We start from the raw sequence: 12,627 nt of genomic DNA, 5'->3' as shown, positions 1-12,627 counted from the left end.
ATATAAATATGCGGGTGGATAACACGAACCGCCCTTGCCGTCGACCGCAGTCACGGCCGCGATCGCGGCCGTGGGCCGTCTGCGCACCTGTCGCACGCCGCTCGCGTCGCCGTTCGACCGCTGCCGATCTCGCCGCCTCGGAGGGACGCGAGTCGATCAGCGGAGTCGGCCGAGCAGTTCGTAGTCGTGATCCGGCGTGTACCGACGGAACAGCAGGCTGTTCGACAGCACCGACACGCTGGAGAAGGCCATCGCGCCGGCGGCGAGCACGGGCTGGAGCAGCCCGAGCGACGCCAACGGGATCATCGCCGTGTTGTATCCGAGCGCCCAGACGAGGTTCTGCTTGATCTTCTGGAGCGTCGCGTCCGAGATGCGGATGGCCTTCACCACGTCGAGCGGGTCGTCGCGCATCAGCGTCACGTCCGCCGCTTCGATGGCGACGTCCGTCCCGCTCCCGATGGCGGTTCCGACGTACGCGACCGCGAGCGCTGGCGCGTCGTTGACGCCGTCGCCCACCATCATCGCCTTGCGACCTTCGTCCTGAATGGCCTCGACGGCGTCGGATTTGTCCTCGGGGAGCACCCCCGCGTGGACGTTCTCGGGGTCGATACCGACCTGCTCGGCGACGGCCCGGGCGGTCCGCTCGTTGTCGCCGGTGATCATCATCACGTCGACGCCGCGCTCCCGCAGCTGGCTCACGGCCTCGGCCGCGCTCGCTTTGATCGTGTCGGCGTCAGCGACCACACCGACGAGTTCGCCCGCGTCCGTGCCGCCGGGCACGCGGGCGACGAGCATCGCCGTCTTCCCCTCGTTCTCGAGGCGCTCCATCGTCTCCTGAGCGGGCGAGGGGTCGATCCCGTTGTCGCGGAGGAGCTTTCGGTTCCCGACCAGCACCTCGCTGTCGCCGACGGTCGCTTTGATGCCGTGACCGGGGACGTTCTCGAAGGTCTCGGGGTCGCTCACGTCGATGCCGCGCTCTTTGGCTCCGTCGACGATGGCGCGGGCGAGCGGGTGTTCGCTCCCGCTCTCGGCCGTGGCCGCGAGCCGCAACACGTCGTTTTCGTCGAGGCTGTCACGTGCGGTTAGTTGGCCGCCGTCTGTGAGGGGTCGTCCGTCACCGTCGAACACGACGACGTCGGTCAGTTCCATCTCGCCTTTCGTCAGCGTGCCCGTCTTGTCGAAGACGACGGTGTCGACGTCTTTCGCGCGTTCGAGGATGTCACCGCCCTTGAACAGGACGCCGTTCTGGGCGCCGATCGTCGTCCCGACCATCGTCGCGGCGGGCGTCGCCAACCCCAGCGCACAGGGACAGGCGATCAGCACGGACGACGCGAAGACGATGAGCGCGAACTCGAAGACCGAGACGGTGCCACCGGCCACGGCCGGTCCGCCGGCGACCGCGCCCCAGAGCGGGAGCCAGTCGACGAATCCGGCGAGCGCCGCGGGGAAGAGGAACCACACGGCGCCCCACAGCAACGCGTTCGCGATGACCGCCGGAACGAAGTACGCCGAGATGCGGTCGGCGAGATTCTGGATGTCCGGCTGTCGCGACTGGGCCTCCTTGACCGTCTGAACGATCTGCTGGAGTGCGGTGTCTTTCCCGACCTTCGTCGCCTCGACGACGAGGACGCCGTTCTCGTTGATCGTCGAGCCGACGACCTCGTCGCCCTCGCCTTTCTCGACGGGGACCGACTCGCCGGTGACCATCGACTCGTCGACGGCGCTCTGCCCGTCGACGACGACGCCGTCGGTCGGGATCTGCTCGCCGGGACGGACCTTCATGCGGTCGCCGACGGTGACGTCTTCGAGCGGCACCTCGGTCTCGGTGCCGTCCGCGTCGACGAGGGTGGCCGTCTCGGCCTCCATCTCGAGAAGCTTCCGCAGGGCGTCGCCCGCCTGCCCCTTCGAGCGGGCTTCGAGGTAGTTGCCGAGCGTGATGAACACGAGGATCAACGCGGCGGTGTCGAAGTACAAGCTCCCCGCGATCAGGCCGGCGAGCACCGCGACCGAGTAGAAGTACGCAGTGGACGACCCCAGTGCGATGAGAACGTCCATGTTGGCGCGCCTGTTGTTGACCAGCGCGTTGTACGAGTTCTTGTAGAACGGCCAGCCGAGCACGGCCTGCACCGGCGTCGCCAGCAGGAACTCGACCCACCCGAATTCGACGCCGAACACCGTCTCCGGGAGAATTCCCCCGCCGAGCAGAAACCGCTCTGCGAGGAAAAACAGCAATGGGGCCGACAGCGCGGCTCCGAACAGCGTCAGTCGAAGCTGTTTTCGAATCTCACCCTGCCGGGCAGCGTCCCGCGCGTCTTCGCCCGATTCACCGCTGTCGCCGTCTTCACGGACCGGTGAGTACCCGGCGTCCTCGATCGCGTCGTACAGCGCGTCGAGCGAGGTGTCGGCGGGGTTGTACCTGACCTGCGCCTCGTCGGTGGCGAAGTTCGCCTCGGCCGCAATAACGCCCGGCGTGTTCTCGAGCGCGGTCTCGTTCGTCTGCACACAGTTGGCACAGGTCATGTCGGAGATGCCGATGGTCACCGTATCGGACACCGCACCGTAGCCGGCGTCCTCGATCGCCTCGTAGATCTCCGCGAGCGATACCACGTCGGGGTCGTACTCGACGGAGCCCTCGTCCGTGGCGAAATTGGCGTTCGCCTCGACGACGCCGTCGAGTGACTCCAAGGCCTCCCCAACTGTCCCCGAGCAGTTGGCACAGGTCATCCCCGTGATGTCAAGGTGTGCTGTGCGTGTTTTCATTGGTATACGATAGGGGCTACACCGTTAGGTGAGTTTCTACTTCGAGAGTGGGGCTAACAGACGCCGACTACTTTCGATTCCAAAGCGAGGTAGCGCTACGCGCCGTCTTCGAGACGCTGATGTCGCTCTTCGAAACGACTCCGGCACGATGGACGACAGCGCTGACAGCCGTCTCGAAATCCCCCTCTTCGGACACAAAACAGCGGTCCGCCGAAGACTACGAACGGGGTGATCGCGTCATCTTCGCCACCTATGTCGTCGCTTCGACAGCGAGTGCAACAAAATTCTCGAAGATCCGTTCCGCGGTGACGTCCTCGAACGAGAACGGCTCTTCTTGCCATTCGAAGTGTTCGACGAGCTGGTCGCGGTGTGCTGCCGTAATCTCTGGATGGAACTGAACCGTCCACAGCGGTGCGGTCTCGTGAGCGGTCCCGAACACGCGGGCGTGATCGGCTGACGCGATGATCTCCATGTCTCTCCCCCGTTCGGTCACGGCGTCGCCGTGGAGCGAGACCACGACCGGACCGACACCGTCGAACAGCGGATTGTCAGCGAGGGTCGCCTCGACGAGCGCCGCAGTTGTTCCGACCTTCTCGACGACACCGCCGAGTGCCGTGTTGGCTATCTGGTGCCCGAAACAGACCCCGAGCGTCGGAATCTCTCGCTCGACAAGTTCGCGAACGAACGCTTCCTGTTCGGCGATCCACGGGTGAGCGTCGGACTCGTAAACGCCGGCCGTGCTGCCGGTCAAGATGACGCCGTCCGCATCGTCGAGCGGGACGCGTTCGCCCGCGACGAAATCGACCTCCTCAGCGGTCGGAAACCGCGCCGCCAACGCGTCGCAGTGATACTCAGAGTCTGGATCGACCTCGTTGCGAACCACGTACAAATTTAACGACGCTGTGCCGGATGCAGTCATCTCTTTTAGACTTCTTTCCAGAGGCGATATATCTTGGGGGATGGTAACAGTACAAGACCGTCTGTCCGCCCGTCCTGTGCGTTCCCTCGTTTATCGTCGTGATCGCAACCGGGTCAGAACGTCTCGCCTGGTGCAGATTTTGACGGCGGTGTCGAATCACGACCTCCAGTCAGACTGCACCCGACACTTTTGGCCATCTACTCGATCCTCCTGCTCAACTCTTCTCGAACTCCTTCGTACGAGATCGCCGCGTTACCGCCAAGCACAACCACACACGCTCTGTTGGCTCCCTCCGAATCGACAGACGGCGGCGACCGTCGTCATGGAGCGTGACGAAATCACCCCTCGAAGTGACCCCGAAACATCGCCGATCGCTCCGCTGTCAGGTGGTTTGCTGTGTATCCACGGGAAGAGGCTGTGTGACGGGCGCGACGGGCGCGCGTTCACGCTCGTAACGAATCGACCTTTCAGGCCTATGTGGCCTGATTTCGGACGGCTCAGATCGGGGTCAGATCGTGATTCGCGCTAGCAAACGCGATGAACCTTGAACCAATCGACCCGGAAACAGCCGTAGAACTGTACCTCGCCGACCGCGAAGCCGAGGTGGCCAAGGCGACGCTGTACTCGCACAGCTCTCGTCTCGGTCACTTCGTTCGCTGGTGTGATGAGGAAGAGATAGACAATCTGAACCAGTTGAGTGGCCGGTCGCTCCACGAGTACCGTCTGTGGCGTCGTCGCGAGGGAGATCTCGCACCCGCCACGGAGAAGACCCAGATGGACACGCTACGTGTCTTCATCAAGTGGCTCGAAAGCGTCGATGCCGTCGTCGATGACCTCCACACGAAGGTGCGGTCGCCCGTGCTGCGAGACGGACAGAACGTTCGTGACGTGATGCTCGAGTCCGATCGTGCTGAAGAGATTCTCGAGTTCCTCTCGAAGTACGAGTACGCGTCACGCCCCCACGTTGCGATCACTCTGATGTGGCACACGATGATGCGGACCGGTGCGGTCCACTCACTCGACGTCGACGACTACGACCCAGACGGGCAGTACATCGCCGTCGTCCATCGTCCTGAGACCGAAACGACGATCAAGAACGGAACAGCTGGACAGCGGCTGATAGCGCTGTCTACCGGGGTGTGTCGACTTCTCGATGACTGGATCGCGAATCGTCGGCCCGATGTTGACGATGAGTTCGGGAGGCAACCGCTCGTGTCGACATCGAACGGGCGCGCTCATCGATCAACGCTTCGAGGGGATTGTTATAGATACACAAGGCCCTGTATTTCCACTGGAGAGTGTCCCCACAACCGTGATCCAGATGATTGCGACGCGATGGTGTATACTGCCGCGTTCGACTGCCCCTCAAGCGTCAGTCCACACGCTCTTCGACGTGGTGGAATCACCCACCACCTGAACAATGATGTTCCGAAAGATGTCGTCAGCGATCGTGCGAACGTGACACCGAGCGTTCTCGACGAGCACTACGACCGACGGAGTCAGCATGAGAAAATGGAGCAGCGACGGGAATATCTTAACAATATTTAGACAGGTTTTCGCACCTCACCCGTTGACGATTTTTCGGGAAGTACTAGATATATAGCGTTGATTTCGCGTATTAAAACCCCTCCACTTCACCTCCGCGTCGGGCATTATTTTGATACAGTCAAGAGTCATGCTACCGTGTAAAATTTCTGCTTGCTGTACGCTATTGACCACCGAGGTTTTTCAATGCAAAGAACGGTTCCGATAGCGGTCTGAGATGCAAATCAGATGTAATCCACTAATACAGATAGTGTTATTCTACAGAGAGTATTTATGAGGTTGATATAATTGTGGCGATAGTGTAAGTGCTCAAATGTTACAATCACACGGATGTCGGCGAAATCATCAGGGATGCCAAAGAGGCAGAAAGGTCATTTGTCAATCTCAACTGCATTCAGGTTCGGAGAAAGATCATTTTTAGTATTCGCTCTAACAAAAGTGGATTATGGTTGCCGATTCTACCAACCCATTCGCGACACATCCAAAACAATTCTCAGAGTTTATCTTTGGAGTTTCCTTCATATTTATACCAGTTATTTGGGTATTATTATATTGCTCCCCAGATTTTCAAGAAGCCTTAATGAAACCTGAAATTCTACAGACGCTAATACTGGCTCAAACAACATTGCTTGCGATCATTATTTCTATCACGATCCTTGGAGTTCAGACAACATCGAATTTATTCACAGGACGTATACAAACGGAATTTTTTAGAACTGGGCCATTTCTATTAGCGGTTAGTATTTTTGCAATTTTCACTCTTATTTCCGCGGTTACGCTTATTTTTCAGGATGTAAATCCATCTTGGGGACCATATCTATTTATTACATCATTCTGGTTCTGGTTGTGGTCATTTATCTCTACGTTAGCATATCTGACATTTGTTCCATCTCTCATTGTTCCCTCTACTCTGATTGAGCGTTACGTCAAACAAAGGGTTGGAGAACCCGATAGACTAATAACCGAACATATTGAGCCCTCAAATAAAGAGAAATCTCTGTCCGAATTTACAGACCTCACCATTGATGCAATCCAGTTGGGCGAAAATGATGCAGCAGAAAGTTCCTTACACGGCATATATAATATCGCAGACCTGAAGATGCGGTCCTATAATTATGAACGACAAACTTCAGAAGACCAGATACCAACTCGGGAATTAGTCGATCAAGCCCTCTCTAGACACATCCCTCGTATAATCAATACAGCAAGAGAATCGGATAATAATCAAATCATTCGCTGGACTATAGAAATATATGTAGCAATCTATGCACGATCGCTAACACTGGAAGACGGAAGACTCGCTGCTACCGTTGAGTCAGGTATACTGAATGGGGTTCATGCAGCTGCCGATCAGAGACATCGTAATCTAAATTGGGAATTTCTCGATATCCCGGGTGAGACATCTAAAAAAATACTGCAACAAGAGTTTGAACCAAATCTAAATCTATTAGAAATGATGTTTGGATTACAAAGTAAACTAATGGAAGAATATTCTATCTCAGATGATTCTACTGATTTAATTCATGCTGGCATTAGTTCACTTTCTGGGGGACATGAGGCTTACAAGCTTTTTTGTGAGTTTTATGAAGAGAATAATACAGATATGACCTTTGAGACTCCTACAAAAAGGGTGAGTGACGAAACTCCTCCGACTCTGCGAACTGTAGCGTCTGACCGTCACAAGCGATGTTTGAATAATTACGCACAATTATTATCAAACATACATCAAATATGGGGCCGTAAGATTGACAAGTGGGAATCAGAGCCGCAGACAGAAATGGTTCCTAGTATCCTTGAAAGCTCTCTAACCGAAGCACAGGACCTAAATCAAAGCCAAGCAATCGCTTTCTCTCAATTCTATATTGAAGCTATGTATCTGTTTAGTGATCAAATTAAGCCCGAAGTTTGGCTCTCAGAGCTAAAACAGTGGACGACACAATACGGAGATCGCGATATAATTTTAGTAGCGTTAGATAAGTACAGCACTCCAATACAGCAAACGTATTGGCCATTAGAACCCGAAAATCATGAGATTCCGTTTGAGATCTGGATTGACGCTATCCGGCCGGAGTTTGAAACTTGAAAGCTATGGTTTAGCCAACTACGAGTCTGTTCGCTCGCAAAATCACTCTGAAAGGCTGTCGAGTCGGTATTGAGTAGCTTGTTGTCGTTGGTCCATCGGATCAGTGTCGTACTACATATCTACGATCGCGTAATCTATAATCTTGACCGTCAGAACGCTGCCTTCACCGGAAGCTTCAGGAAGTTGGTCGGCTGGGATGTCAAACTGTTTGATCGCGTCCTTATCATCCTCAATGAACTCGATGTTTTATAATACGCTCTAATTCAATATGGATTGGAAAATTATCAGCCAAGGAACTCACCGAGATCTGCCTGTACACCGCTGTCATCCTGATATTGCTCAATCACGTCCTCCATTGCATCCACTTCTAGAAGGAACGTGATTGATTGGTCCTCGTACTCCTCACTGAGATCATCATATATCGAATCAGGATTTCGCTTTCGCGATTTAAAACGGTACACGGTACTCCCATCTTCTATCTGATCATCCCCACTGGAAACTTCCGCGAGCAGATCAAGATATTTCCACAGTCTAATAACTCTGCCTGAGAGTTGAGATGCTTTATGCGCCGAATCTGGTCCATGGAGCGTATCGCGGTAATAATCTAGAAGTTCTTGTTTTGAAAAGTGTGTATTCGGGATATCGGTGTCAACACGATTGCTGGCCATTTTCGGGATCGTGTGCTCGAGTAGAAGGCTATGATGAGTGTCATAAAAGAAGTCAGGTAGCACATGCGGAGAATCGATAATTTCGGCACCTTTGCTAAGCTCATTTCCCAGTTGTCCCTCATGGTTCCGATCTGCTCCTGAGTTATCGGGGAAATCGGTATATACTTTGATTTTTTCTCCTTGTGGTCCCGCTACCTGCCAGACATAGAACCTCTCGGGCGAATGTAATGAGTCCTCATAATCCTCAATTGCAGTAGCAGTATCGCTTGATCGTTCCGGTTCAATAGCGACAGCGGTCTGAATACGATCATTATGGAAATCAAGTCCAATGTCGTCAGAGAGAGTGCTATTATTATCTCTTATTCCTTGCATCATCTCTGCTGCCTTAGATACACCCGTATCCGGGGTCTGACGGAGGGGTAGGATTATTATTAGTAGAATAGCACCATCAGTTTGGTTACCGATCAAAACGTCTGCAGAGTCTATATCGAGGGTACGGAGAGGAAAGAGACGTTTAAATTCCCAATTAGTCACCCTTTCGAGTGGTCCATTTCGAAGAAATGCAGCCATAAGTGTCGTACGGACCTTTTTGCTGTGCTGTGATTCATCTCTCCGATTCTCGAATTTTACTTCAGCTGCTTCTACGGCATCGTCGTCTTCCTCAAGTTCCTCGAACTGTTCGTTCTTGAGACTGCGATAATGGTCGTTTTCGACCTCATCAAGATAGTATTCCAAAACGTTGAGCTCTTTCTCTGCCGTACTCATTGTGCGATAGAGGGATAATTGATCGGCTCTGCTTCCGCATGCTCGTCTACAGTGGATTGGACAAGTTCAAAGAACCTGAAAAACGTACCAATATCCCTTTCGTCGCTAGGGAAAACACGTATAGCTTCGTCGTCAGCCCTCACATTGAAAAATAGATTGTTCTCCTGATCGTATATTTTACTCGAAAAGTATACAGATCCTCGTTCCACATTTGTATCGATTAGTGCGTAATCACGATCGCGAAGGCTTGTCTCAAGCGGGTCAATATCCTCATATTCCAGATTCAATTGAATTCTTGCAGGGGTAGATTGAGAAACCACGTTGCCTTCCGAGATTTCAATATCTTCCACTTCAGTACTATCATAGGCCTCTTTAATATCTAAACACTGATTAATACATTCGTCTAAGTAATTGAACATCAAGCTTAGTGATCCGCTCTTCAATTTGAAGGAGCCTTCCTTGTCAATTCTGAAATTCAACTCACTTGGGATTGATATCTCTAGAATATGGGGTAAGACGCCATACTTATTCTCAACTTCCCGTAATGTTCGAAGTCCGTCATCACCGTAGTAGTTGATAGTTCTCTCTTTATTTGGACGCTCCTCTGCAGGGATTTCCGTCCCTTTCGTTCTCTTTGCGATGAACTCGGTGACTTTCGCAGATTCATTTTCTTCTGCGATTTGTTCAGTTACTTCTTTTAGTACTCGAGGACTGATGTATAGATAGTGAACTCCACGAATATGCTTCAATAGTGGAACAATCGCCCCATTGATTTCTTCTGTCTTTCGCTGATTCGTATAAAGAAAAAACAGTTGTTTCTCATTGTCAAAGTGGAGGTATGCTTCGGCGCGGTGAGTTGATGAGTATTGACAGCCGATTTTTTTGATACATCCATACTCTTGATCCACCTCCCAATTTCTCTCATCCAACCGTGTCTCAAATTCCGATTGAGAGAGTTCGGTTACTCCAGAAATGATGTACAGATCATCCTTAGAGAGGCTAGAATAATTGTCCGATAGGNTTTCTCTCATCCAACCGTGTCTCAAATTCCGATTGAGAGAGTTCGGTTACTCCAGAAATGATGTACAGATCATCCTTAGAGAGGCTAGAATAATTGTCCGATAGGTATCGGTTGAATTGTTGCCCGTCTTCGAACTCATCAAGAGCAACATCGAAGACTTCCATTGGTATAATAATAATACAGGCAGGCAATAAGTGAATCGCCCTTGACGAAAGTGAAGATGGTTCCGAGAGACCAATAATATAAGTTATTTGCCGATACTCACAGAACAGTGACAGCGTCTCATGAAGCCTGCGGATATACTGAGAATGAGGAGAATATACCTGACGGAATTCCAGCTTTCGCCTGCGAAGAACCCCTCTGGAACGACGAAGAGCGGTGTATTTGGCACTCAGAGATTGATGACAAACCGATAGGAGAACTTGAGAGAGAGTGGGAAACAGCACCTTCCAGAATTGATGGACTTTACCTAGTTGATTCACAAGTCGGAGATCGACTTAATTTTGAGTCTAAGACGCTCTATGCGGCGAATTTTTCAGATTCAGATCTAACTGAAGCCGATTTCCGTGACGCTGAACTAGACTTCGCAGAATTTTCTTATTCGACTCTGAGATCAGCTAGATTCGATACAGAAGATACGACGCTCACGTACGCCAAATTCAAAAAAGCCGAATGTAAAGATACACGCTTTCAGCGAGCAACGCTTCATAATTCGCACTTTGAATCGGCAATCGCTAATTCCGTGAAGATGCAACACGTAGATGCTGCAGACGCTAATTTCTCGGGAGTCACATTCCATGATGCGAAATTAATTGATGCGAATCTTCGGAGTGCAGAATTCACTAACACAGAGTTACATCAAGCAGAGTGCGGAAGAGCTAATCTGGAGAGCGCATGTTTAAAAGGAGCAGATTTGCGAGGGACATCGCTTGTAGATGCTGACTTATACAACGCAGATCTACGAGACGCAGAAATTGACCATGAGACAGATTTTGGTACGAAGATTTTCAGAGAATTCGTCGCCGATAATGAATCTGAAGGAAAGTTGGCCACTAAGCTGACAGATCCTCCGCAGAATACCGATCTGAAGCGTGGTTCATACAATTCCGATTATGTTGGCGAAACCAAGTATACTTCTAACTGGAATAGCTTCGAAGAACAGCTGAGAAGGCGCCATAAATTTGTACGGGCTATTAGTCGATTGATCCATCGTATTCCCGGTCAATCCTCCAGAAAATCTACGAACTTGCTTGAGGAGAGTGAGGAGATATATTCGAATATTAAACAGTTGTGTCGAAGCAATCCAGTGCCACAGAAACAGCGTCATTTCAATATACGTGAAAAAGAGATTAAGCGTAAACGAGCATACTGCGCAGGGTCACTGTCATGGTGCCGATGGAGCAGCCTTCGGTGGAGTATGCTTTACGGGGAGAGTGCGAAGCACGTCATAGTATCTGCGTTGGTAACCATCTTAGTTTGCGCTATATTGTATCCTATTTTTGGTGTTCAAACTACAGATGATCGAACGGTTGAATACAGTATTTCTGGAACAGTTTCTGTTACCGACACTCTAGATATTTTATTCTTCAGTCTTCGAAGATTAATCAGCACATCAAACGGTGGATACGTGCCAATAGGAGCCAGTGAGTGGATTGCGTTGATTCAAACGACAATCGGCGCATTATTAGTTGCAATGTTGGTATTTACCTTAGGTCGAAGAGCAACAACTTAGTCGACCACACTGCCGTTTCGGTCCCACCGGCTCTGCTGATTTCATATTCATCAGACATATTATCGTCTGAAACAGCTGGTCGCTGAAGAGTGCGTATTGACCACTGAGAGTTTGTACTGACATGGATGGCGCGTCACAACATCTATTACGGTGGAGAGAGAATGTAGGGTAAGATGGCCACAAACAACGATAAAATCCAGTTCCGGGGAGAAACTGAGAAGAAGGCGACTCAAATTGTCGATCAGATGCGGCTTGGTGGGATCAACATCAGTGAGCTTGCTCGACAGGGTCTTCAAGAGAAACTCCGGGAAGTCCTCTCGGACGAGGAGAAGATCACTCTCCACCAGCAATACAAGCAGGGAGAGCTTTCTGAAGAAGTTGCAGAGATTCTTCTTGGTGATGCCTTGGAAGAAATTGAGCGGGAGCGGGAGGCCTTCGAGGAGGCTGCGGAGCTTGACACGACTGGAGTTTTCCAGAAGTGAAGATGGTGGACGATGATGTACGCCATCCAGTTATCGTTGATACAGACGCACTAATCGCTGTAGCGAACACGGGACTCTGGTCTCGAATTACGGACAATATACAGCTGACGACGACTAACGTCTGTTTTCACGAACTCAAGCGCCACGTTCGGGAGATGTCTGAGTACGCACCTGAAGGGACGAGAGAGCGGTGGGTTCACGATGGGAGCAAGAAGGCACTTGAGCCGTTCGACGACGAGAAGAAGTCGTTTACGACGGTTCCGTGTGTTCCTCGACCGCATGGAGAGGATGCTGGGGAGAAGTCCGTGAAGATGGAAATCGAACAGCATACAGCGCTGTATCGGTTCGCTATTTTGATGGATACGCACGGGCGTCGGGCTATTAATCGAGTATTCGCTGACGCAGAAGAGACAACTGGGAAGGCGGTTGCTCCCACGTTTTTGCTGTATCTGCTACTAGACGAGGGGGAGTGTACTGTAGCGGAGTTTTGTCAGGCCTGTGGCGAGATGCTTCGAGGGGAAGGCTGGACAGGGTATCAAGCGATTCAGGCAGCATGGGAAGCGGTCCCGGTCGATTGCTCGCAGTATCTCCCGAACGATCTACTTTCATGAATACTCCTGAATAACGAAACCGTATTACCAACCATTGTCAA

Annotated in this window: 8 protein-coding genes; 5 read left to right on the top strand and 3 right to left on the bottom strand. The window is 51.8% G+C overall.

The window, feature by feature from the left end; translation table 11 throughout:
• Positions 1-156: 156 nt before the first annotated feature.
• Both C461_RS11875 and C461_RS11870 read right to left on the bottom strand, forming a co-directional pair.
• Positions 157-2,760 (bottom strand): heavy metal translocating P-type ATPase, encoded by a 2,604-nt coding sequence (locus tag C461_RS11875; RefSeq protein ID WP_008001537.1) that lies wholly within the window; start codon positions 2,758-2,760, stop codon positions 157-159.
• 250 nt (positions 2,761-3,010) lie between these two features.
• On the bottom strand, positions 3,011-3,679 hold the full coding sequence (locus C461_RS11870; RefSeq protein WP_049906611.1) for a type 1 glutamine amidotransferase: 669 nt from the start codon (positions 3,677-3,679) through the stop codon (positions 3,011-3,013).
• Between the two features lie 537 nt (positions 3,680-4,216).
• On the opposite strand from C461_RS11870, the gene C461_RS11865 reads away from it, so the two are divergent.
• Together C461_RS11865 and C461_RS15595 are read left to right on the top strand one after the other, a co-directional pair.
• Entirely contained in the window at positions 4,217-5,227 is a 1,011-nt protein-coding gene (locus tag C461_RS11865) for a tyrosine-type recombinase/integrase (RefSeq protein ID WP_008001533.1), read from the top strand.
• A 442-nt stretch (positions 5,228-5,669) separates the two neighbouring features.
• Positions 5,670-7,307, top strand: a complete 1,638-nt coding sequence (locus tag C461_RS15595) for a hypothetical protein (RefSeq protein ID WP_152418397.1) — start codon at positions 5,670-5,672, stop codon at positions 7,305-7,307.
• 284 nt (positions 7,308-7,591) lie between these two features.
• Here C461_RS15595 and C461_RS15590 read toward each other — a convergent pair whose 3' ends face one another.
• On the bottom strand, positions 7,592-8,740 hold the full coding sequence (locus C461_RS15590) for a hypothetical protein (RefSeq protein ID WP_152418396.1): 1,149 nt from the start codon (positions 8,738-8,740) through the stop codon (positions 7,592-7,594).
• A gap of 1,292 nt (positions 8,741-10,032) precedes the next feature.
• On the opposite strand from C461_RS15590, the gene C461_RS15200 reads away from it, so the two are divergent.
• From C461_RS15200 to C461_RS11850, 3 genes are all read left to right on the top strand, one after another.
• Positions 10,033-11,493: a pentapeptide repeat-containing protein gene (locus tag C461_RS15200; RefSeq protein ID WP_080506293.1), complete on the top strand. Its 1,461-nt coding sequence runs from the start codon at positions 10,033-10,035 to the stop codon at positions 11,491-11,493.
• A gap of 173 nt (positions 11,494-11,666) precedes the next feature.
• Complete coding sequence (locus tag C461_RS11855) at positions 11,667-11,975, top strand: hypothetical protein (RefSeq protein WP_008001530.1); 309 nt, start codon at positions 11,667-11,669, stop codon at positions 11,973-11,975.
• Between the two features lie 2 nt (positions 11,976-11,977).
• Positions 11,978-12,586 (top strand): hypothetical protein, encoded by a 609-nt coding sequence (locus tag C461_RS11850; RefSeq protein ID WP_239639122.1) that lies wholly within the window; start codon positions 11,978-11,980, stop codon positions 12,584-12,586.
• Positions 12,587-12,627: the final 41 nt, after the last annotated feature.

This window comes from Halorubrum aidingense JCM 13560 (assembly GCF_000336995.1).
In the GTDB taxonomy this organism is placed as follows: domain Archaea; phylum Halobacteriota; class Halobacteria; order Halobacteriales; family Haloferacaceae; genus Halorubrum; species Halorubrum aidingense.
Note: the sequence above shows the minus strand (reverse complement) of the source record. Positions and strands in the feature narration are given on the sequence as shown.